General features: G+C 48.1%; 21 protein-coding genes and 1 pseudogene. 15 read left to right on the top strand and 7 right to left on the bottom strand.

Features of this window, described 5'->3' with window-relative positions; genetic code table 11:
- Positions 1 to 38: 38 nt before the first annotated feature.
- The 7 genes from Q0620_RS00725 (at position 39) to Q0620_RS00695 (ending at position 7,058) form a co-directional block, all read left to right on the top strand.
- Complete coding sequence (locus Q0620_RS00725; RefSeq protein ID WP_298782794.1) at positions 39 to 2,162, top strand: TonB-dependent receptor; 2,124 nt, start codon at positions 39 to 41, stop codon at positions 2,160 to 2,162.
- Positions 2,156 to 3,052, top strand: coding sequence for an alpha/beta hydrolase-fold protein (locus Q0620_RS00720; RefSeq protein WP_298782793.1), 897 nt, complete (start codon positions 2,156 to 2,158; stop codon positions 3,050 to 3,052). The genes Q0620_RS00725 and Q0620_RS00720 overlap by 7 nt, the downstream gene beginning before the upstream one ends.
- Before the next feature lie 169 nt (positions 3,053 to 3,221).
- Positions 3,222 to 3,473, top strand: a complete 252-nt coding sequence (locus Q0620_RS00715) for a hypothetical protein (RefSeq protein WP_297988011.1) — start codon at positions 3,222 to 3,224, stop codon at positions 3,471 to 3,473.
- A gap of 199 nt (positions 3,474 to 3,672) precedes the next feature.
- The gene (locus tag Q0620_RS00710; protein ID WP_291937916.1) at positions 3,673 to 4,131 is read left to right on the top strand and encodes a CidA/LrgA family protein; all 459 of its coding nucleotides are present in this window, start codon (positions 3,673 to 3,675) and stop codon (positions 4,129 to 4,131) included.
- The gene (locus tag Q0620_RS00705; protein WP_005873245.1) at positions 4,128 to 4,820 is read left to right on the top strand and encodes an LrgB family protein; all 693 of its coding nucleotides are present in this window, start codon (positions 4,128 to 4,130) and stop codon (positions 4,818 to 4,820) included. Before Q0620_RS00710 ends, Q0620_RS00705 begins: the two co-directional genes overlap by 4 nt.
- A gap of 9 nt (positions 4,821 to 4,829) precedes the next feature.
- Complete coding sequence (locus Q0620_RS00700) at positions 4,830 to 5,396, top strand: cytidylate kinase-like family protein (RefSeq protein ID WP_005873246.1); 567 nt, start codon at positions 4,830 to 4,832, stop codon at positions 5,394 to 5,396.
- 261 nt (positions 5,397 to 5,657) lie between these two features.
- The gene (locus Q0620_RS00695) at positions 5,658 to 7,058 is read left to right on the top strand and encodes a cytochrome C (RefSeq protein WP_298782792.1); all 1,401 of its coding nucleotides are present in this window, start codon (positions 5,658 to 5,660) and stop codon (positions 7,056 to 7,058) included.
- 466 nt (positions 7,059 to 7,524) lie between these two features.
- On the opposite strand, the gene Q0620_RS00690 is transcribed toward Q0620_RS00695, so the two are convergent.
- Complete coding sequence (locus tag Q0620_RS00690) at positions 7,525 to 8,388, bottom strand: DUF2314 domain-containing protein (protein WP_298782790.1); 864 nt, start codon at positions 8,386 to 8,388, stop codon at positions 7,525 to 7,527.
- 195 nt (positions 8,389 to 8,583) lie between these two features.
- On the opposite strand from Q0620_RS00690, the gene Q0620_RS00685 reads away from it, so the two are divergent.
- Together Q0620_RS00685 and Q0620_RS00680 are read left to right on the top strand one after the other, a co-directional pair.
- Complete coding sequence (locus tag Q0620_RS00685; RefSeq protein WP_298782788.1) at positions 8,584 to 9,642, top strand: hypothetical protein; 1,059 nt, start codon at positions 8,584 to 8,586, stop codon at positions 9,640 to 9,642.
- 368 nt (positions 9,643 to 10,010) lie between these two features.
- On the top strand, positions 10,011 to 10,775 hold the full coding sequence (locus tag Q0620_RS00680) for a hypothetical protein (protein ID WP_298782786.1): 765 nt from the start codon (positions 10,011 to 10,013) through the stop codon (positions 10,773 to 10,775).
- Positions 10,776 to 10,966: 191 nt separating this feature from the next.
- Here Q0620_RS00680 and folP read toward each other — a convergent pair whose 3' ends face one another.
- Genes folP through Q0620_RS00655 form a run of 5 tightly spaced genes read right to left on the bottom strand, consistent with a single transcriptional unit; the run spans position 10,967 to position 14,931 of the window.
- Complete coding sequence (gene folP, locus Q0620_RS00675) at positions 10,967 to 12,109, bottom strand: dihydropteroate synthase (protein WP_298782784.1); 1,143 nt, start codon at positions 12,107 to 12,109, stop codon at positions 10,967 to 10,969.
- Positions 12,106 to 12,726, bottom strand: coding sequence for a DNA polymerase III subunit delta' (locus tag Q0620_RS00670; protein WP_298782782.1), 621 nt, complete (start codon positions 12,724 to 12,726; stop codon positions 12,106 to 12,108). The genes folP and Q0620_RS00670 overlap by 4 nt, the downstream gene beginning before the upstream one ends.
- On the bottom strand, positions 12,723 to 13,256 hold the full coding sequence (locus tag Q0620_RS00665; protein WP_005873254.1) for a HobA family DNA replication regulator: 534 nt from the start codon (positions 13,254 to 13,256) through the stop codon (positions 12,723 to 12,725). Before Q0620_RS00665 ends, Q0620_RS00670 begins: the two co-directional genes overlap by 4 nt.
- A complete protein-coding gene (locus tag Q0620_RS00660; RefSeq protein ID WP_298782779.1) occupies positions 13,256 to 14,461 on the bottom strand; it encodes an aspartate kinase in 1,206 nt (401 codons plus the stop codon). Before Q0620_RS00660 ends, Q0620_RS00665 begins: the two co-directional genes overlap by 1 nt.
- On the bottom strand, positions 14,461 to 14,931 hold the full coding sequence (locus tag Q0620_RS00655; protein ID WP_298782777.1) for an RNA pyrophosphohydrolase: 471 nt from the start codon (positions 14,929 to 14,931) through the stop codon (positions 14,461 to 14,463). The genes Q0620_RS00660 and Q0620_RS00655 overlap by 1 nt, the downstream gene beginning before the upstream one ends.
- A 136-nt stretch (positions 14,932 to 15,067) precedes the next feature.
- Here Q0620_RS00655 and hemW point away from each other — a divergent pair, with 136 nt between their 5' ends.
- The 6 genes and pseudogenes from hemW (at position 15,068) to Q0620_RS00625 (ending at position 20,242) form a co-directional block, all read left to right on the top strand.
- Entirely contained in the window at positions 15,068 to 16,141 is a 1,074-nt protein-coding gene (hemW, locus tag Q0620_RS00650) for a radical SAM family heme chaperone HemW (RefSeq protein WP_298782775.1), read from the top strand.
- 57 nt (positions 16,142 to 16,198) lie between these two features.
- Positions 16,199 to 16,468, top strand: a pseudogene (tatB, locus tag Q0620_RS00645) (Sec-independent protein translocase protein TatB); the annotation flags it as partial.
- Between the two features lie 468 nt (positions 16,469 to 16,936).
- The gene (gene tatC, locus Q0620_RS00640) at positions 16,937 to 17,692 is read left to right on the top strand and encodes a twin-arginine translocase subunit TatC (RefSeq protein ID WP_298782773.1); all 756 of its coding nucleotides are present in this window, start codon (positions 16,937 to 16,939) and stop codon (positions 17,690 to 17,692) included.
- A gap of 1 nt (position 17,693) precedes the next feature.
- Positions 17,694 to 18,713, top strand: coding sequence for a tRNA preQ1(34) S-adenosylmethionine ribosyltransferase-isomerase QueA (gene queA, locus Q0620_RS00635; RefSeq protein WP_298782771.1), 1,020 nt, complete (start codon positions 17,694 to 17,696; stop codon positions 18,711 to 18,713).
- Between the two features lie 50 nt (positions 18,714 to 18,763).
- Complete coding sequence (locus Q0620_RS00630) at positions 18,764 to 19,750, top strand: hypothetical protein (protein ID WP_298782769.1); 987 nt, start codon at positions 18,764 to 18,766, stop codon at positions 19,748 to 19,750.
- Between the two features lie 39 nt (positions 19,751 to 19,789).
- On the top strand, positions 19,790 to 20,242 hold the full coding sequence (locus Q0620_RS00625) for a hypothetical protein (protein WP_298782767.1): 453 nt from the start codon (positions 19,790 to 19,792) through the stop codon (positions 20,240 to 20,242).
- A gap of 326 nt (positions 20,243 to 20,568) precedes the next feature.
- Here Q0620_RS00625 and Q0620_RS00620 read toward each other — a convergent pair whose 3' ends face one another.
- Entirely contained in the window at positions 20,569 to 21,063 is a 495-nt protein-coding gene (locus tag Q0620_RS00620; RefSeq protein ID WP_298782765.1) for a hypothetical protein, read from the bottom strand.
- Between the last annotated feature and the right edge of the window lie 68 nt (positions 21,064 to 21,131).

The following is a 21,131-nucleotide window of genomic DNA, read 5'->3' as shown; positions in this document are numbered from 1 at the left end:
TATAATCCGCGATTAAATTTTAAAATAGAGGAACAAAAATGCAAAAAGATATGTATTTTAAAAAGGCGAAATTTATCGCATTATCTATATGCGCGAGCGTTTCGATTTTATGCGGCATGGAAGGCTCGCGCCTAAGCAGTGACGCAAATAGCACGAATCTTGGCGAAATCGTAGTAAGCGCGAGCGGCTTTCGCCAAGATATCAGGCAGGCGCCGGCCTCCATCTCCACCTTGGATAATAAAGAGATATCAAGCGGCAGATTCACTTCGCTACACGATATTGCGAATAAAATGCCTGGCGTCAGCGTTATCGCAGGCGACGACGGCCCGGCAAGCGGGATATCTATCAGAGGAATGGAAAGCTCTCAAACCCTTGTGCTTATCGACGGCAAACGCGTAAGTTCCGCGGCGGCGAACCCAAAAGGCGGAGCGGGCGATATGAACTCGAATTTTATCCCGCCCGCAGGAGCGATAGAGCGTATCGAGGTGATTAGAGGACCGATGAGCTCGCTTTACGGGAGCGATGCAGTAGGCGGCGTGATAAATATCATTACGAAAAAGAATTTTTCTAAATTTAGCGGAAGTGCTGCTATATCTACAACTATCCAAGATCACGAGGGTATCGGAAACGGCAAGATGGGCGAAGCCTACGTCAATATTCCCTTCGGGCAGTATGCGGCACTTCAGCTGTGGGGATATAAAAAGCTGCGCGACGAGGATGGCTATAAGGGAGGCTATCAGAAGAGTGATAAATCGGATTCTAACGCCAAGCTTTGGCTAACGCCGGATGAAAATAATAAATTTTACGTTCAAACCGGAAGGCAAAATCACGATTATTCAAGGACTCTTGGTAAAACCGCCGTTTATCCCAACGCGCGCGGATTAAATCACTATAAATATAAAAGAGAAAATCACGGCGTCGGATATTTGGGCGAGTTTGAAAGCTTAAGTGCTGATATAAGTTATCTTTGGGATAAGACTCGCCGTACGAGCATTTTTGATAGCCTTTCTCCCGCAATCGTAAAAAATAGAAATTTTAATTCCAAATTTACGACTTATCTCGGTATAAATACGCTTACCTTCGGCTACGATTTTAGCAAACAGGATGTGCAAACGACTTTCATCGTTTCAAACGCGAGTAGGCAAAATTTACGCTCTCCGCAACGATTTTCTATGAACGAGCATGCGGGATTTTTAGAGGATGAGATCGAAATTTTCGAAAATACGCTATTTTTAACGCTCGGCGGCAGGCTCACGCATAACGAATACTTCGGCAACCACTTTTCTCCTAGAGCCTACGCGACGTTTAATATAGGCGATACTTGGACGATCAAAGGCGGCGTCGCAACCGGCTATAAAACTCCCGACGTCAATCAAATTTCGCCTGAAGTAGGCACGATTCAGGGCGGCTGGAGGATTATAGATTTCGGTAACAAGGATTTAAAGCCCGAGAAAAGCACGACCTACGAGATCGGGCTTTATTACGACAATGCAGACGATCTGCGCGGCAATATCACGCTATTTAAAAACGACTTCAAAGATAAAATTTTAGATACCGATGGCAGCAATATCAATAGGATTCCCGCTTACGGAGGCTGCGCCGGCGCGCCGAGCGTTAATTGCCCGGGTTGGGGAACGTATTTTAATATAGAAGGAGCCGAGGTTTACGGCGTTGAGTTGAGCGGCGATTACGATATTACTAAGAGGTTAAATTTCAAGGCGAACTACACCTATAGCCACTCCGAGATCGAAACTGGGGATCCTACGATCTATACGCCAAACGGCGCCGTTAAATTTAGCCAAACCAATCTTAGTAGGCTGGATGGCAAATCCCTGACCGCTACTCCGAAGCATGCCGCACATGCGACGCTTAGCTATAGGCCTATCGCTCCGCTTTCTACCTTTATCGGTCTTAATTACGAAAGCGAGCTTACAAGCGTGCAATTCGGTCCGGGCAATAGGGTTAGCAAAAACGACAAAAAGCTTTTTACTACGGATTTGGGCGCACAATACGATTTAAACGATAATCTGAGCCTAAATTTAACCGCTTACAATATCTTTGATAACGTCCGATACGACGAGGGTCTCGCAGACGACGGCAATTACTATTGGTACCCCGAGGAAGGCAGGAGGTTTTGGTTTAAGGTAAACGCTAAATGGTAAGCCTAAAGAGCTTTCTTGCGGTATTTAACGCGCTCTTTTTAGCGTGCTTATTCGCTTGCGATCTGGGGGCAAAACCGCCACAAAAGATTGAGCAGATAAGCGAGGCTGCACGCGAAATGTTTAACGTGAGTGATTTTATTCTAAAAAGCAAGAGCGGCGAAAAATATAAAATTTTTATAGCTCGCCAAAAAAATGTCGCTCGCTACGATAGGGTAGTTTTTATGGTTGATGCGAACGCGCAAGTTGCTATGTTTTTAAACTCTTATGCGAAAATTTATGCAAATGGCGCAAAGCAAAACGCAAAAGCGGTGCCAAAATTAAGCAAAACCGTCCTTATAGTAGGCATCGGATACGACAGCCCGCTAGCGTATGATATTAAGCGTCGCACGAGAGATTTAACGCCCGCGGCGAGCGGCGAAGAATATGCAAACGGCGGCGGCGCGGGAGAATTTTACGATTTCGTAAAAGATGAACTATTTCCGCTCGTGGAGAAAAAATACTCTACGGCAAAAAGCGATAAAATTTACTTCGGACATTCTTTTGGCGGGCTATTCGGGATTTATGCTTTGCTGCGCGACGATGGGATTTTCGACGAGTTTTTTATCGCCTCACCTTCGTTGTGGTGGGGCGAATCACAGCTGATCAGAGATGCCCTAGAAGAGGGAAAGCTTAGATCAAATTTAAAAGCGAAATTCATAATGCTCGTTGCTGGCTCGCGTGAAATGCGTAAAGGAAAAACCGATAAAGCGGGAATTTTAAAAGCGGCCGATCTAGCTGAAATTTTAAAAACAAAGGGGCTTTCTTGCGAGTTTAGGCTCTACGAAGGCGCTTCGCACGGCGAAGTAATCCCATTGGCTTTGCAAGATTTAGCGCTATTTACGCAAAGATAATCTTCTATTTAGCCGGTAAAACCTTGATCTAAACCCGGCTCGTTTATATTTGCAAGCGTAAGACCGAGCGGCGCAGGCTTGCTGATCGCGCCGAAACGCGTCACCGGATTTAAGAAATTAAATTTTAAAGCCCTTTTGGCTAGTATTGCGCAAATTTAAAGGATGGAAAATGCAAAGTTTCAAATGGCAAATTTCAAAGCGGCTCAAGCAGGCGATGCGCGAGCGAGATATCGACAATCTCGCGCTCGTGCGCCGCACGGACGAGCTGTATTCGCGCTCGCATCCGGGCCACGACGAGGATATGCGCGCCGAAGTTTACACCGTCTTGGACGAATACGCGCCCAACGTCGATATTGAAATTTTTGATCTAGTCTGCAAGGTTCTAGACGTCAAAATCGAGCTAGGCGAGACGCTTGATTGAGTAGTCGTAGCCGAATTTTACCCGTGCCGCAAGGCTAAATTTAGCGCTATGATAAATCGCAAAATTCTACCTACAGCCTAGCTACAGAGCTTGCTTAAGTAAATTTTGCCGCAAAATTTCGCCCAAACCTAGCAAGATTAATATCTATTTTAACTGCAAAGTGCTAAATTTAGCCCTAAATTTTAATCCGAGGTAAACTTTGAACTACTTAATCCAATTTAGTGTGATTTTAGGAATATCTTTTGTTGCGGAGATTTTGGCGGCGCTCGTGCCTGTGCCGATCCCCGCTAGCATCTATGGGCTAGTCATTATGCTTTTAGCCCTGATCTTTAAACTCATAAAAGTATCGCAGATCAGAGAAACCGTGTCATTTTTTATGCAGATTATGCCTGTGATCTTCATCCCGGCGGGCGCTGCGATCATCATCGCAGGCGACGCGCTACGCCAGCATCTTTTCGCAATCATCGCGATTACGGCGGTCTCTACGGTAGTAGTCATCGGTGCAAGTGGCGCGGTAACGCAAATTTTTTATAAAATTGCCCTCGCCCGCGTTAAGCGCAGGCTTTACGAAGCCGCGCACGAACAAGACGGCGTGAATACAAAGGGCGTGGATGCGAAGCTGGAGCGCGAAATTTTATCCGGAGACGACAAAAAATGAGAGAAATTTTAATGAACTCCGCTTTTTTCGGCGTATTTTTGTGCCTAGGCTCGTTTGAGCTGGGACTTTATCTAAAAAAGCGCTTTAAGCTAACGATTTTCAACCCGCTTCTAATCGGTATCGTGCTTACCGTCTGCGTGCTTTTACTCTTTAAAATTCCATACGAAAAATTTAACGCGAGCGCCTCGCACATTAGCTTTTTCTTAACGCCGATTACCGTCTGTCTAGCCGTGCCGCTATATGAGCAGCTGGCGCTTTTGCGAAGTAATTTTTTAGCTATTTTTGCAGGACTGATTTCGGGTATGATCGCAGGACTAGGTAGCATCTACGCGATGTCGGTGATATTTGGGCTAAATCATACAATGTATGTCACGCTACTACCGAAATCCGTCACAGCGCCGATCGGTATGGGTATCAGCGAAAGCTTAGGCGGCATCGTGACACTAACGGTGGCCTGCATCATCGCTACGGGCATCATCGGTAGTGTATTTGGCGAGGCGCTACTTAAAATTTTTGGCATAAAAAAGGCGATGGCAAAAGGTATCGCCCTAGGCTGCGCGAGCCATGCGATGGGAACGGCGCGCGCTCTTGAGATCGGTGACGTAGAGGGCGCAATGGCGTCTTTAGCGATGGCAGTTACGGGACTTCTTACCGTCATCGGTGCCGGTATTTTTGCACATTTCATCTAAGGAGAAAATATGATAATCTCGATCGCTAGACAAACGGGCGCAGGCGGGCGCGAAACTGCGCGCAAACTAGCCGAGCGCTTAGGCTACACCTATCTAGCCAAGGCGGATCTGCTCCGCAAAGCAGACGAGCTTGGCTGCTTCGAGCAGATGTATGAGTTCTACAACGAAATGCCCGTAAATACGCTACTTCAGGCAATCTCGCACAACGAGCTAGCCAATGAGCAAAAGCGCGATCGCATCGTAGCAATCTACGAAAAGATCGTCTCGGGCGGCAACGTTATAGTGCTTGGGCGCTGCGCCGGGTTTTTCTTGCGCGGACATCCGGATCTGCTGACGGTATTTTTACGCGCGAGTGATGAGTTTAAGCTCGCCAGATTAGAAAAAGAGGGCCATACCGACGCGCGCGAGTATATGGAAAACAGCGACGCAGGCAGGATGAGCTTTCATCAATACTACACCAACCAAGTCTGGGGCGCGTCCGCAAACTACAATATCTGCATCGACACGTCGTATTGCGGCATCGATAATGCGGTAAATATCATCGAGTATCTGGTCAAACATCACATTGAAAAGTGATTTGTGCCTAAGCGCACAAAAGTGGAATTTATCTTTTCGAAGATGAATTCCACTTGATCTCGCAAACCCGCCCTATTTCTATCGTAATTTAAAATTCACATCTCTTTCAGCTTGAATTCCATTTGTAAATAACGCATTTTAGGCGTATTATAAAGCCTCTCGTTCAATGCGACATAAATTCTAAACCGAGCTTGATCGCCACAAAACAGTAAAATTTAGCTAAAATTTGACGAAATTTAAATCCAAATTTAAGGAGATAAGATGCAAAGCAAAGCCCATCTATGCCCAAAATGCGGCGAAAACAGGATCTATTTCGACGGCATCTGCCACTCATGCAGCCAAAGGCAGAGGCGGGATGAAATTTTAAACCTAAGCGCGGACGAAGTGGAGGCGATGATCCTAAAAATCGCGGAGCGAATCGGCGAGATCGAAAAATGGGATGAGATTTACAACGATTTTTGGGCGCTTTTTAGCCTGCGTGACATACACGATCCAAGGATTGCGCGAGCCGCTGTCGCGGCGGAGATCTACTGCCCGCCCGAGCTCTACTTCGGCGCGCCGAAGGACGTGAGAGACGCGCTCGTCCGCAAGCTCGCCTCGCTGCAGGACAATGCCAAAAATACCCTAAACGACCTACTGTGCGCGCTTGCGTGGCAGGGCGACGAGCAGACGACGCAGCTTTTTTACGAGCTGTATCAAAACCCGAAGCCGTGGCGCCAAAAGCTCTACGCAGGCACCGAAATTTACGCGCAAATCGGCGGCTGGAGCTTTGATCAGAGGGGCGAGCGAAAATCGCTCGTTTTTGATAAATGCCTCGCGGTAGTGCGCGTGAGAGATAGTGCAGAGAAAAACGGCGGCTGCGCGAGCGAGCGCGGAGATGAAAGCGCGAGTAAAATTTCAAATTTCAAAGGCGGTGCGGGCGGCGCAAATTCCGAACAAAATGCGCAAAAAGACGCGGACGAAATTTCAAATTTATACGCGGGCGCGCAGAGTGCTCGCACGGGCATGGACGAAGACGCAAACGCGAGCTTGCGGAACGAGCGCGCGAATTTCAAATCAGACGCGCAAAAAGACGCTAGTAGCGGTTTAAATTTAAGCGAAAATGCAAAGGGCGCCCGTTGCGAATGCGCAAACCAAAACGCGAATGAGTCCGTACGTATCGGCAGGCCTACGGGGCAAAAGTGCGAGTTTTGCGGCTGCGAGATGCTCGATATGCTGCGTCTTAAGGCCGACGAGCCGCGGCTTGCGTTTCTGAATTTAAAGCACGACGCGATCTTTCGCTGCTGCCCGACCTGCGTCGGCTCAGTCAGATATTTTTGTAAACGCGGCGCGGACGACGAGCTACAGATGCAATGCGAGGGCGAAGGGATGGAGAAAAGCTACTTTTCGCAACAGGATATGACGCGGCTGAGCGGTATGAAATTTAAGCTAGGCGGCGAAGTATCGCCCTTTTACGGCTGCTTTAGCGAACTTGACGTGACCGTGGGAGGCTATCCGCAGTGGGTGCAGGACGCCACGTATCTGAGCTGCCCTAGCTGCGGCGGGACGATGAAGCATCTAGCGCAGATCCCATTCGGCGAGCTAGTGCAGGGCGAGGGGGTTATATATGTGCAGATCTGCGAGAAATGCGAGGTTTTGGGCGGCTGCTTTCAGTGCACGTGAGGGCGGGCTTTTTAAAATTTACGCTCCGAGCTCGCGCAAAAATCGGCGTCGTGATCTTTAAATTTAATCAAGACGGAGCTTATGGGCTATTTGGCCTCGGTAAAAAGAATAGGCGCTAGTTAAATTTATAAGCCATAAAATTTAGCCTCGCCGGCGTTTCGCGCCATAACTAAATTAGCTAATGAAATTTTATCAAAGCAGCTCGCACTGTGACCAAATATAAATCTAGCGAGCCTAAATTTTAAAAGTTTCAAATTTTAAATAAGCCTGCCGTGCTATATCGGACGTATTCGGCGGCAAACAGAATTTACAAGCGGCGAAATTTAAACAATGTCCGCAACGATATCCAGCATATCTAGCGATAGTAAAATTTTCATCTTGCATGCAGCCAAATTTATCGCCATAGACTTGCCGCTAAATTTCACAAACGTCAAAAGCTAAATTTCAAACGGCGAATTTGCGCCGCTTACCTACTAAGCGCCTCCGCGACGTGATCCCAGCCGAGCGCTCTAGCATAATCGAGCGCGGTTTTGCCGTGGACATTTTTAGCGTTTTTATCCGCACCCTTGGCAAGCAAAAGCTCGACTCTCGTGCGGTTGCCCGCGATCGCCTCGTGATGCAGCATCGTGTAGCCCTCATCGTCCGTGCGCGTGATCTCGTCCGGATACCCGCGCAAAAACTCCTCGAAATTTTTCTTCGTATTGACGCTCATCGGGTGTTCGGTTAAATTTTGCGGATGCTCCTGCTGCTCGTATGCCACTAGTACGACATCAGGATCGCCGAAATTTAACCCCCACGCCTCGTCGTGCTCGGCGCGCTCGCTCTGGCTCATAGCTTTGCGCATCGCCTGCACGCTAAAGCCGCCGTAGGTCTTGCCCTCTATCGCAAACATCCAGTCGCTGATCTGCTCTAGCGGCACCGCGACTTCGTCGCCGTTTTTGACGTTGCTTAGTACGTTCGGGTCGTTTACGAGCACGCCGCAAACGCGCTCGCCGTCAAAATACACGTCGTTTACCCACATATGCTCGACCTCGGTGCTGCCGTTTAGCTCTTGCGAAAAGGCGACCTTGACGTAGGCAAAGCTAAGCGCGGGGACGATGCGGAGGCGCTCCCAGTACAGCTCGCGCCAGAAGTAGCGAAAGCTCTTTCGCGCCTGCTCGAATGCCTTTAGCATCGCCTCATCTTCGCCGTCTGCGTAAAACACGGGCTCGCCGTCTGCGCTACCTTTTCCTTCGCAGCCACCTTCAAGATCGCGTGCGGCGCGCTCGCAGAAGCCTTTGTCCTCGTAGCCCGCGTCATCGCCACCGAATAGTTTTTTAAACAGTCCCATTTGCTCTCCTTAAATTTAGTTGAGATTCGTATTGTATTTTAAATTTACTTTCATTTGCCTGATTAAAATGGCAGTAAAATTTCACCGCGCGGGCCGTATATCGGAGCGCAGAAGAGCGGGACAGTTTACGGCTTGCGCTCCGCGCCCGCGAAAAATTAGCTATAATTGCGTTTAAATTTAATTAAAGGAGAGATTATGGGGCTATTTGGCTCAGGAAAAAAAGCTGAAAAGGCGCAAATTCCAAGTACCTTTGCCGGCAGAGTGGATAAATTTTGGGCGGAATTTAGCGGCGCGATAGATGAGATCAAGGCCGATCTGGCGGCGGAAGAGTTTGAAAAGGCGATGCAAAAGACCGACGAGAAGCTTCGCATCTGCCTTGCCGAGCCCTATTTTATGACGGGGCTCGCGGGCGATAAGCTCGATCTGGTGCTAACTCCAGAGGGTATGAGACATCGCCTATTTTGGCTAAGCTTCATCAAAAACGCTATGCCTAAGCAGCTCGAGGGCAGAATGCGCTGTACGCTCGGAAAGCCGCGTGCGCCGCGAGGTATCGGCGGACTTGAGATGTACGATACGCGCGTAAGCGCCGAGGAGTCGATGATCTACGCGCAGTTTAACGAAAGCGACGTGGATATTAAAATTTACAACGAAAACCTAGCGGCTCTGCTCGCGCAGGATGAGGGCAAGGCGGGCAATCTAAGCTTCATCCTGTTTGATAACATCATCGGCGAGACGACGGTCATTAACACTTTGGGCATACTTGAAGTGCTTGATAAGCCGCAGGAAAACGGCGTGCCGCTAAGCGAATTTGCCGATCTGATAGATGAGAAATTCGGCGAAAAAGCCACGCGCGAACCGCTGAAGAATTTTTTCAGCTACGAGATGGAGCCGCGCGGTAGCGAGGTGCGCGAGGACGTTATCGTGGGCACCACCTGCCTAACGGCCATCGTAAATCAGTACCTAAACGGCGAGCGCGACATCTATAACGAAGCCTTCGAGCTCGGCATCAAATTTTGCTTTCTTAGCATCGATAACGGCGGCGATATGCAGGCGGGCTTTGATCTGCGAAATAAAATCGAGGACGAGGAGCTGGAAGGCTGCGGCTCGTTTCTGGAGATAATCGGCGGCGCAACCGGGCAGAAGCGCGCATACATCGATCTCATCTGCTACGACGAGGAAAAGCTGAAAGAAAAAGTAAGCGAGCTTTGCAAAAAATATGGCGCAAATATACAAATCCACGACTTTAAGCGGTAGCGACTTTGGTTTTTACCGCTACTAAAATTTGCGACTTAAGCGGTAGCGGCCTCTGTTTTTGCGGCAGATAAATTTGAAATTTTGCGCCATTGCGGAAAATAAATTTTAAAATTCTACGTCGCCGCGTAAAATAAATTTAAAATTTGCCGCGCCGCACGCTTTTTGTGCGATTTTGCCGCTCCATTGGCATGCGGTAAAATTGAGCGAGCCGTGGGCTTACGATATAAATTTTGGCGATTTAGCAGTAAATTTTAGTAAAATTTGCGAGGTTCGCAGCGCAAATTTGCAGCGATAAAATTTTGCTTCAGTTTCAGTACAAAGCGCGCCGATTCAGGAGCTTTTGAAAGATAAAATTTTAGGGAACGAACATGAAAATTATCTCGAAATTTAAAGATAATTACGATTTTATGGTGTCAAAATACGGGCTTGACGAGACTTTGGTCTATGACCGCAGAAACTCTACCCTAGTCGATGCGGGCGAGCTATGGAGGCTTGACGAGGGCGATAAAAAGGTCTTTGAAAGGAAGCTTAGCGGGTACCGCTTTATCGGCGGTAAATTTATAAACTGGAGTAAAACGGACGTAAATAAGCTGCCGCGCCTGCTTCACTCCGTGATTTTCATCGGCAAAAATTTAGTCCATATTTTCGCCTCTCAGGGTAAAATTTACACAAGCCTAGAGTTTGACGAGACGGAGTTAAGAAAGCAGTATTGGGAAGACAGAACTTTGAGCTTTAGCGATGGATTTCGCGTCCATATCGTCTCGTGGCTAAGCAAGATGATCGGCGAGCAGGCTACGCGCGAGGAGATTCTGCAGCTCGTGGCGCTAGAGGGCGACCGCAAAACGACACTAAAAAATATTGTTCGCGACGATAAAATTATAAGCAAAGATGAAATTTTGAGCGCCCCAATCGTATTTTTTAAGCTCACACAGAACATTCACACCGCGGCGATAAATCCACAGCTTAACGCGATGGGGTTTTATCTGGATGCCGACTTTGTCTGGCAAAGCCTAGTCGAGTTTTTATCCGCCAAAAAGGACACCTCCGCTCCGGCAGGCACGATACCAAATGATATAAAAATCGCTAGCAAAGGCTTTGACGTAAAGCGCTCGTTTCGCCCAAAAATGAAATAACTCGGCTCGCGCAGCAAATAATCCGTGCAATCGTCGCTAGAATTTATACCGTCCTGCTTCGCTGTTTTGACGCGCCTCATAAATCGAGCTAAATTTTATAAATTTTTATAAGTTTAGACGAGCAAGCGCACGAAAGCTTAGGCGCAAAATAAAACACGGATAAAATTCCGCAAAAGCTCTTTCGCAAAATTTTAAAATTTTACCGCAGCGGCGTCCATCGCGCGCATTAGCCGCAGCATTTGAGCATGTTCGAAAACGTCGTGCGTGCGGATGATCGCGGCGCCGTTTAAAGCGGCAACCTGGTGCAGGTACAGCGAGCCTGCGAGCCTATCCGCAACCGCAGAGGGGCTGTAAAAATCGATAACGCTCTTTCTGCTCGCACCCACGAGCAGCGGGCAGCCGAAGTGCAAGAAATGCTGCAAATTTTTAATCAGCACCAAATTTTGCTCGGCGGTCTTGCCAAAGCCGATGCCCACGTCAAGGATGATCTTTTTAAGCCCCGCGCTTTGCAGCTGCTGCAGATTTTGCGCAAAAAACTCATCGATCTCGCCCATCAGATCGTCGTATTTGGGCGCAAGCTGCATATTTTGCGGCTTTCCTTGCATGTGCATCAGCACGTAAGCGGCGTCGTAGCGAAGCGCAAGCGGAGCAAGAGCGAGGTTTGCGCTTATGTCGTTAATGATACTAAAGCCCCGATCTAGCGCAAATTCCAAACAATACTCATCAAAGCTATCGAGGCTAAATTTAGCCCTTTCGTGCAGACGCAGACGGTAAATTTCGCTCACGACATCCTTTATGCGCGCAAACTCCTCATCCCTGCCGCAGTACTGGCTGCCCGGGCGAGAGCTTACGCCGCCGATGTCGATGATAGCGGCGCCTTGCTCGATCATATTTTCGATCTTACAGATCGCCTCTTTTAGGTTTGCCGCGCGGCTTGCGGGGTTGAAGCTATCGGAGTTGATGTTTACTACGCCCATTATTTCGCAGCTTTGCGGCTTAGCAAATTTCTTGCCTAGAAATTTCGCGAGCTCTTTTAGCCCGAAATCCTGCAGCGCTTCTTTCTGCGCTAAAGCCTCAATCTGGCGGTCATTTGCGATCAAAACCGCATCCGTATCATCGCGTCCTAGGATCACTCCTTCGTTACACGCAAGCTCGGCACCGATGCTAAGGGCATCTTGTTTTAAAATATTCGCCGCGGGCGCTCGCAGATCTTTTAGATAGAAAAAGTTTAGGCGCGATTTTTTCTGCATTATCGCTCGTCCCGCATTTCGCACACCGATACGCTCGCAAATCAGCGTAAAGTCGGCATCATTTGAAATTTTATAAATTTTCATCTTTTCTCCTCTATCATCAAAAGTAGCGGAGTAAGCACGGCATGGGCTTTGGCGTTGTGCTCGGCGAGGTAACTCAAGCAGTCAATCCGCTGCAACTCATCGCCGCTTAGCCTAACGCCCGCCTCGAAGCACTCTAGCGCGATCTCGCCGATGAGCGCTTTTAGCGCCGTCTTATCCAGCTCGCCCTTGCGCTCCAGCGCGATCTGCGCGTCGATAAACTCCACCGCTTCCTTTAGACTGAGTCTGGCTAAATTTAACCCGGTGCGGTATCTAGGCTTTCGCACGCAGAGATTTTGCACCACGAGGCGCGAGCGGATGGTAGGCAGCAGGGCGTTGATGAAGGGGGTGATCAGGAAAAATACCGTATTTTTGGGCGGCTCCTCTAAAATTTTAAGCAGGGCGTTTTGCGCCTCCTCGCCGAATTTCGTAGCGGCGATGACGATGATCTTATCCTCGCGCTCGGCGACGTAGGCTTCGTCGATGATCTTTCGCGCCTCGTCGATCTTAAGCTCGACGCTTTCGAAAAACCTTAAATTTTTGCGCGGAATTTCGGCTAAAATTTTATCTTTAAAGCCCTCATAATCGTTCGTTAAAACGATCTGATTTATGATTTTCAAAGCACCACTTCGTCAAAAAGCACGGCGTCGATGCTTTTGTCTAAAATTTTAAAAAGCTGGATCAGTTTGAGATCCAGGCTCGGATCGCTCTCGCTCATATAAAAGCTATTTTGCAGCCTCTCGTCGATGAGCCACAGATAGCTGTCCTCGTGGCTTTTGGCGATTTTGGCTAGCGGATGGTTGCCGTTGCCGATGTAAAAATATATAAAGCCGTTGGCAAACGCGAGGCTTAGCATATCGTTTAGCAGCAGCGCGTCCTCCAGGCTATTTACGCCGCCACGGTAGAGCGAGCGCAAAGAAAAAAACGGTAGCAGCGGGCGTGAGTTGGTAGAGGAGTTGATCTTTTTGATGATGTATTCGCTAAACCAGCTTCGCTCATCGTCGCAGATGACGATGAAAGCAAAGCCGTCGTGGAGGAATTTTAGCTTTGATGCTAAAAGCGGCGTCCAGTCCTCCTTGCGATCCTCGAGCCACTCAAGTCCGGGCTCGGAGCGCATCGCCGTAACGCTCCAAGTGTGCAGATCCTGCATTATTTATCCAAATCGTAGGCTTTATGCAGCGCGCGCACGGCAAGCTCGCCGTATTTGGCCTCTACGATCATCGAAATTTTAATCTCGCTCGTGGAGATCATCTGGATATTTATCCCCTCGTCCGCGAGCGTCTTAAACGCCTTGCTGGCTATGCCGCTGTGGCTTTTCATACCAACGCCGACTAAAGAAACCTTTACGATATCGGCATCCGATTCGATGATGGAATTCGGATTTGGATTTACCTCTTTCATTACCGCATAAGCAGTCTGCAGCTCGTTTTGCGGCACGGTAAAGCCCAAATTCGTCTCGCCGTTTCGTCCGATATTTTGCACGATCATATCGACGTTGATCTCCTTGCCCGCAAGCGCGGAGAAAATTTCAGCCGCGACGCCGGGGCGATCCTCTACGTTTCTAATCGTAATTCTTGCTTGATTTTTATCCAGTGCAATGCCGCTAATTACCGCATCTTCCATCTTTTCTTCTCCTGTTATGAGTGTTCCTTCATGATCGTTAAAACTGCTTCGCGTCACCAAATTTACGTTTAATTTTTTCGCAAGCTCGACGCTTCGATTTTGCAAAACCTTCGCCCCCAAGCTCGCAAGCTCAAGCATCTCGTCGTAGCTAATGCGATCAAGCTTCTTGGCTTTTGGCTCGATTCTAGGATCGGTCGTATATACGCCGTCTACGTCGGTGTAAATTTCGCACAGATCGGCATTCAGCGCTCCTGCGACGGCGACTGCGCTAAGATCGCTTCCGCCTCGCCCGAGCGTAGTTACCTCACCTGCGGTACTGATGCCTTGGAAGCCCGCGACGACGACGATTTTGCCTTGCTTTAGCGTCTCTTGCATACTTTTAGGATCGATCGAGACGATGCGAGCTTTGGTGTGAAAATTATCCGTCACGATGCCAGCACCACGTCCGCTAAATGCGATCGCAGCATAGCCCTTGGCATTTAGCGCGATAGCCAAAAGTGCGCTCGTGACGCGCTCGCCCGAGCTTAGCAGCACGTCCATCTCTCTGCCTACGGGAGTTTTAGTAAAAAATTCCGCCTGCTCGATGAGCTGATTGGTAACGCCGCTCATCGCAGAGACGATTACCGCGACATCGTGTCCTTCGTTTTTAGTCTTTATCACGCGCTGCGCGACCGCCTCGATCCGCTCTAGCGTACCGACGCTCGTACCGCCGTATTTTTGAACGATCAGCATTAAATGTAACCCTCCTCCTTAAAATATTTTAAAACCGTCGCGTAAATCGGCTTTTTGAAGTGATTTACGTGCCTTAAAACCTCATTCGCGCCTACGAATTTAAATGCGTCAAACTCTGGAAGTTTAGTATTGATGTTTATATCGGCTAAGCTTCGCAATTTCACCAAAAAATACCTTTGAATTTGCCCGTCGTATGGGCGCATCTTTTGAGCTACCCCATCGGGAAAGTCGTAGCTAAGCCACTTCGGGCACTCAGCAATGATATCGACTTTGCTTGTTCCGATCTCCTCGCCTAGCTCTCTACGGATCGCCATCTTAGGCGTCTCACCATCATCGATACCGCCTTGAGGAAACTGCCAGGCGCCTTTGATGTCGCTTCGTTGCGCGATTAAAATTTCGCAATTAAACGGATACGAGGGCGAAAGTACGATTGCAGCGACATTCGGTCTGTAATTTTTCTCTTTTTCCATCTCGTTTTCTCACAAAAAATTTCTCAAAATTCTACCTAAAAATATTAAAATTTGCGTTAAGAGGCTTAAAATTTATATAAATTTTCAAATTAATTCGCTAAATTTTGCGACATAAATTTAACCCATAGGACCGCCCTTGCACATCTACATCCACGTGCCGTTTTGCACCTCCAAATGCCCATATTGCGCCTTTGGCTCCTTCAGCGATAAGTTTAGCCTCGCAAAAAGCTACTTTAGCGCGCTAGAGCTTGAAGTCCGCGACTTTTTGGCGAAAAATCTACATGCGCAAATTTCGACGCTTTTTATCGGCGGAGGCACGCCAAGCGCCGTAGATATGGGGCTTTACAATGAAATTTTTGCGCTGCTTGCGCCGCATTTTACCGCCAAAGCCGAAATCAGCTCGGAAGCTAACCCAAACTCCGCTAGTCCCGCTTGGCTTAAGGCGATGCGCGGTCTCGGCGTAAATCGCATCAGCTTCGGCGCACAAAGCTTCAACGATACCAAGCTAAAGTTCCTCGGTCGCGCGCACAGTGCGGCGCAGATTTTTCTGGCGGTGCAAAATGCCAAAGCAGCGGGCTTTGATAATATAAATTTGGATCTAATCTATGCAAGCAAATTTGACGATAAAAGGAATTTAAAATTTGAAATGGCCGAGTTTGCGCGCTGTGAAGTGCCGCATCTAAGCGCCTATGCGCTGAGCCTTGAGGAAAACACGCCGTTTTTTGGGCACGAAAGCTTTAAAAAGGAAAGCGCGGCTCTAGCTAAATTTTTCTTTGCGCTTGCGGCGGATAGCGGCTTTAGTCAGTATGAAATTTCAAATTTTGCCGCGCGCGGACTGCGCTGTAAGCACAACCTGGCTTACTGGCGCGGCGAGGATTACGCTGGATTTGGGGCATTTGCGGTCGGAACTAGCGCTCAGGTGCGCCTTAGCTCGCCTAAAAATTTGCGAGATTACATTGCAGATCCGCTACAAAAACAGCGCGAAGTTCTAAGCGCGCAGGATAAAAAGCTTGAGCGCATATTTCTCGGGCTGCGCTGCGTTTTGGGGCTTGAAGCGCAAATTTTAAACGCTACGGAGCTAAGCAACGCGCAGCTGCTCGTGCGCGAAAAAAAGCTGAAATTTGCCGAGGGTAAATTTTATAATCCCAACTTTTTGCTCGCCGACGAGATCGCGCTTTTTATTACGCAAAGCAGCCGCCGCGGGCGCTAAATTTAAGATTAATGAAATTTTAGTTACAATACGCCACTTTTTACGTTAGGAAATTTTATGTTTGGTATCAGTATGCCTGAAATTACGGTCATTTTAATCATCGCGATAATCGTGCTGGGGCCCGAGAAGCTTCCAAAAGTGCTGGTTGAGCTCGCGAAATACTTCAAAGTTATCAAAAAAACCATCAACGACGCAAAATCGAGCTTCGATCAGGAGCTTCGCATCGCCGAGCTCAAAGAGGATGCCAAAAAATATAAAGAGAGTATCACGCAAGCAAGCGAGGGCGTGCGCAAAAAGCTCACGTTTGAGGAGCTCGACGAGATCAAAGGCGGTATCGACTCGGTCAAAGAGACGCTAAATGCGGGGCTAAAAGACGCGGAAAGCTCGCTTAAAGAAACGCTTAGCTCGGACGCCGCCAAAGACGCGTTAAACTCCGCGAAAGTCTCGGCACAAAAACAGAGCGAGACGGCAAATTTAAAGGCAAATTCGGGCAGCGAAAATTCCGCGCAAAGCTCCGCTGGAGCCGCAAACTCTATGCAAGGCTCCGCCCTCGGCGCAACAAATTCCGGCGTTGAAAGCAAAAGCGCGAATTCGAGTGCCGAAAACAAAGGCGAAAATCCCATGCCGAGCACGGGCGGCAGTGCAGAAAATAGCGCGCAAAATACGAATGCAAGCGGTGAAGCAAAAAGCGCTGCGCAAAATATGAATGCAAATTTAAACGGCGATGCGCAAAATTCTATGCAAAATTCCGCGCAAAATAACGATACGCAAAAATCATAATGAGAGAGAAATTTAATGTTTGAAGAGCTAAAACCGCATCTAGCCGAGCTTCGCAAGCGCCTAGTGATCTGCGTGCTGTCCGTCATCGTCCTTTTTATCGCGTGCTTCGGCTTTTGGGAAGATATTTTAGGCTTTATGACCCGTCCGCTGGTGCGCGTGCTTCCTAAGGGCAGTGAGATCATCTTTACCCAGCTTGGCGAAACGTTTTTTACCGCGATGAAGGTATCGTTTTTCACCTCGCTGCTTCTAGCGATGCCGATAATTTTCTGGCAGGCGTGGCTTTTCGTAGCGCCTGGGCTTTACGACAACGAGAAAAAATACGTCATCCCCTTCGTTAGCGGCGCGAGCATTATGTTCTTTTTAGGCGCGGCGTTTTGCTATTTTTTCGTAATCCCCGTCGCGTTTAATTTCTTGGTAAATTTTGGCGCCAAGCAATTTACTGCGATGCCTACAATCGGCGAATATGTAGGTTTTTTCGCCAAGCTCGTCGTCGCATTCGGCATCAGCTTCGAGCTTCCGGTGGTGACATTTTTCCTCGCTAAAATCGGGCTTGTAACTAATAAAAGCCTGAGCGATTTTTTCCGCTACGCAATCGTCATTATTTTCATCTTTGCAGCGGTTATGACGCCGCCGGACGTGCTTAGTCAGTTTATGCTCGCAACTCCGCTAATTGCGCTTTATCTGCTTTCGATCTTTATCGCCAAAATGATAAATCCGTATAAGCCTGAGGATGACGAAAGCGAAAATTCCACGGACGTAGCGCAGGCGTGAGATGGCGGATCTAAATTTAGTTGGCAGCTACGATTACGAGCTTCCTAGCGAGCTCATCGCAAGCGCGCCTGCGATGCCCAAACAAAGCGCGCGCCTGCTGATCTACGACCGCGCCAAAGAGCAGATCACGCACGCGCACTTCGGCGATCTGGCGGACGTCCTGCCGCCCTGCGATATTATTTTCAACGACACGAAGGTAATCAAGGCGCGCCTCTTCGGTCATAAAAACAGCGGCGGCAAGATCGAGCTTCTGTTAAATTCGCCGCTTGAGGGCGATAAATTTAGCGCCTATATCCGCGGCAGCGTCAAAGCGGGTAGCGAATTAAAATTTCAAAGCGGTCTTAACGCGCGCGTTTGTGAGCTGATAGAAGGCGGGCTTCGCATCGTGCAGTTTGAGCGCGGCGGTAAGGCTTTAAACACCCACGATGTTTTTGAAATTTGCGAACGTATCGGCCACGTGCCGCTGCCGCCGTATATCAAGCGCGCCGATACGAAGGAGGATGCGAGCTGGTATCAAAGCATCTTCGCGCGCGAGCAAGGCGCCGTCGCCGCACCCACCGCGAGCTTGCACTTTGATAGTGAGATGATTGCGGATTTGCGCCGAAATCACGAGATCCACTTCATCACGCTGCACGTGGGCGCAGGCACCTTCAAGCCCGTGGAAGTAGCGGATCTGCGCGATCACAAGATGCACGGCGAGCTCTACTCTATCCCGCCGCAGACCGCACAAATCCTAAAAAGCGAGCGAAAAATTTTAGGCGTGGGCACGACCGTTACGCGCACGATCGAAAATTTTGCGCGTAACGGACAAATCAGCGGGATCTGCGAGCTGTTTTTGCACCCGGGCAATCCGCCGATAAGACAAAATTTTCTGCTTACGAACTTTCACCTGCCCAAATCCACGCTGATAATGCTCGTGGCGAGCTTCATCGGCCTTGAGCGCACGCTTGAGCTCTACCGCATCGCAGTGGAGCAAAGATACCGCTTCTACTCCTACGGCGATGGGATGCTTGTGCTATGAAAGCCGTGGTTTTAGGCGCGCTAGCAATATTGGCTGCGACGGCAGGCTTTGTGGCAAGAAAACTTTTTGCTAAAAAGCCCGCCGTAAGCGGCAAAATTTTCTCCGCTGCGCCTAAAGCCAAAGAAAGCGATTCCGTCGTGCCTAGACGCGAGGATATCGCGCAGATCGATATTTTAAAAATTTTAAAATTTCAAAGCGAAATTTTATTTGAGGAGTGCACGAAATACGACAGCACGCTCTATCTTAGCTTCCCGCCGCAGCTACCGCGTATCTACGGCGGCGAGGTGCTAAATCTCACTAGCGCAGTCTTTGATGCGTGCGAGTTTTTCCTACAAAATATTGCTGAACCGATCCGCGTGAGCGTGGAATTTAGTAGCAAGGAACTTAGAGCGAATATGAGCTCTATCAAGCTCGACGTTCGAGTAGGTATCGATCGCGAGCTAAAGGATCCGCGCACCTATGCGCTTAAAAGTGCACTAGAAAGCGCCGCTAGCACGGATGATGAGTATCTTACTTCGGCGCAGACCCATTTGCGTGCACTCGGTTCGCATCCAAGTATTGGAGCTGACGGGCGCGGAACCTTTATCAAAATGGATGCGGTACTTAGCTGCTTTGCGCAAAAGCAGGATTTTAGCGCTAAAAAATACGACTACAACGTCATCATAACGCATAAAAACCGCGCGATCTTCGAGGAGCTGCGAGATTTTTTAAGCGGGCTTGGTTGTGACGTGATGCCAAACTCCAACTGGGAGAGCGCAAAGAGGCACCTAAACGACTTCATCTACGTAGCCGACGTCGTCATCCTTGACGCCGAGATCCTACGCGCCAATATAAGCGAAATAAACTACCTCAACGCGCTGGAAAAAGACGGGGTATTTTTCATATTTTTACTTAAAAACAAACACTCGCTCAAGGTGCTGGAGGGGCTAAATTTTAAATTTTTCAAGCTCGAGATGCCATATTTCTACGACGAGTTTTACGCCACGCTCGATATCATCGAAAAGATCAAAAACGATGAGAATTTCTTGGGGCTGTAGCGAACGGACAACGACAGATTTAAAACCAAAGAAATTGAAGTGCTATATTTTGACTTAGATTGGATCAAGGGCAATATAAAAGATAGCGAATATGCCTTAAGGCAGCGGCGATACGAGGCGTATTTAGCAGGGCTGCATAAAAATATGCATACGCTAGAAAGAATTTTTGCGGGCATAAGCTTCAACGATGCGCTATTGCTACCCAAAAAGCAAATTAATGAAAAGTTGCATTTGAAATTTTACATCGGAGATTTGCAAAATGGATATTATGAACTAAAATGCGTTATGAGCTCGGATCAAAGATGCGACGCGGCGCCCGGCGAAATAATAACGAGCGAGATATTTTACGAAAATGGCAATTACCGCTTCTCTTTCATCCTCGCTTGCTTGAAGGAATACGCCGTTAACTTTTCCAGGATAGATAGCCTTAAATTTAACGCGATTTCGCAGAAAAAATACCACTTTGAGCATAAGAAATTTAAACTTTCATAGAAAACCGCGCGCCTCAGTCGTCGCGCATAAAATTTTGCCCGTAAAGATCGCGCCCTTAAATTTATCCCGCTTGCAAGCCGCAAACAACGTAAATTCCGTTGCGCCTTGCAGCTAAATTTATTAAATTTAACATAGTCCGCGCACAAGCAAGTTTATTTCGTCCGCTTACCTCAAAAACGCTCAAGCTCCATTTTTAAAATTTACGCCCCAGACAAGCTTAAGAGACTTTGACAAGCAGCCCAATCTATTTTGAGGCGCCCGATAAGACGTATATAAAGCGAGTAAATTTAAGAATTTAGTGCAAGGCTCGGCTCGCGATTTAAATTTTATCTTCTACCCTCTTTTTTAGCCCTGACCGCCTCATAAAGTTCGTCGATCGAGGTTGCGGACGAGCCCGAATATTTCTGCGCCGCTCGCATAGTCTTTTTGCCCCATTTACCATCAATCATCACACCGTAGCCACCGAACATCAAACTTCGCTGGATATAATAGACTTTATCTTGCTGCGTCATATTTTGTTGCTTCTGCACTTCATGCTCGGCATCTTTTGCCTGCTCACTTTTATAAACAGCATCAGCCGTAAAGTATGCTAGCACTAAAGCTCCAGCGATCGGAACGACAAGGGTAACAAATCTATTATTTACGTTAGAAGTCAAGCCTTCTAAAAATGCCTTTGCAACGCAAAACACTATAAAAGCAGGAATGGAAGCTATAACGGCATTAAAACCACCCAAAATGGCTATGACGCCAAAAACGATAACCGCAGCTGCAAGTCCATCAAAAGCACCACTACCAGCAAGGAAGCCCAGGAAAAAATTCATAATCTATCTTTTAAAATTTAAGTAATGTAATTCTTCAAAATTTAAATTTAATCGGAGAATTACAAAAT

This window comes from uncultured Campylobacter sp., from assembly GCF_938017615.1.
Lineage (GTDB): Bacteria > Campylobacterota > Campylobacteria > Campylobacterales > Campylobacteraceae > Campylobacter_B.
This window is presented reverse-complemented; position numbering and strand designations above follow the sequence as displayed.

Excerpts from the sequence above, each read along its gene's own strand:
- Q0620_RS00725 (WP_298782794.1), top strand. The coding sequence starts at position 39 with ATGCAAAAAGATATGTATTTTAAAAAGGCGAAATTTATCGCATTATCT.
- Q0620_RS00720 (WP_298782793.1), top strand. The coding sequence starts at position 2,156 with ATGGTAAGCCTAAAGAGCTTTCTTGCGGTATTTAACGCGCTCTTTTTA.
- Q0620_RS00715 (WP_297988011.1), top strand. The coding sequence starts at position 3,222 with ATGCAAAGTTTCAAATGGCAAATTTCAAAGCGGCTCAAGCAGGCGATG.
- Q0620_RS00705 (WP_005873245.1), top strand. The coding sequence starts at position 4,128 with ATGAGAGAAATTTTAATGAACTCCGCTTTTTTCGGCGTATTTTTGTGC.
- Q0620_RS00700 (WP_005873246.1), top strand. The coding sequence starts at position 4,830 with ATGATAATCTCGATCGCTAGACAAACGGGCGCAGGCGGGCGCGAAACT.
- Q0620_RS00695 (WP_298782792.1), top strand. The coding sequence starts at position 5,658 with ATGCAAAGCAAAGCCCATCTATGCCCAAAATGCGGCGAAAACAGGATC.
- Q0620_RS00690 (WP_298782790.1), bottom strand. The coding sequence starts at position 8,388 with ATGGGACTGTTTAAAAAACTATTCGGTGGCGATGACGCGGGCTACGAG.
- Q0620_RS00685 (WP_298782788.1), top strand. The coding sequence starts at position 8,584 with ATGGGGCTATTTGGCTCAGGAAAAAAAGCTGAAAAGGCGCAAATTCCA.
- Q0620_RS00680 (WP_298782786.1), top strand. The coding sequence starts at position 10,011 with ATGAAAATTATCTCGAAATTTAAAGATAATTACGATTTTATGGTGTCA.
- folP (WP_298782784.1), bottom strand. The coding sequence starts at position 12,109 with ATGAAAATTTATAAAATTTCAAATGATGCCGACTTTACGCTGATTTGC.
- Q0620_RS00665 (WP_005873254.1), bottom strand. The coding sequence starts at position 13,256 with ATGCAGGATCTGCACACTTGGAGCGTTACGGCGATGCGCTCCGAGCCC.
- Q0620_RS00660 (WP_298782779.1), bottom strand. The coding sequence starts at position 14,461 with ATGCTGATCGTTCAAAAATACGGCGGTACGAGCGTCGGTACGCTAGAG.
- Q0620_RS00655 (WP_298782777.1), bottom strand. The coding sequence starts at position 14,931 with ATGGAAAAAGAGAAAAATTACAGACCGAATGTCGCTGCAATCGTACTT.
- tatC (WP_298782773.1), top strand. The coding sequence starts at position 16,937 with ATGTTTGAAGAGCTAAAACCGCATCTAGCCGAGCTTCGCAAGCGCCTA.
- queA (WP_298782771.1), top strand. The coding sequence starts at position 17,694 with ATGGCGGATCTAAATTTAGTTGGCAGCTACGATTACGAGCTTCCTAGC.
- Q0620_RS00620 (WP_298782765.1), bottom strand. The coding sequence starts at position 21,063 with ATGAATTTTTTCCTGGGCTTCCTTGCTGGTAGTGGTGCTTTTGATGGA.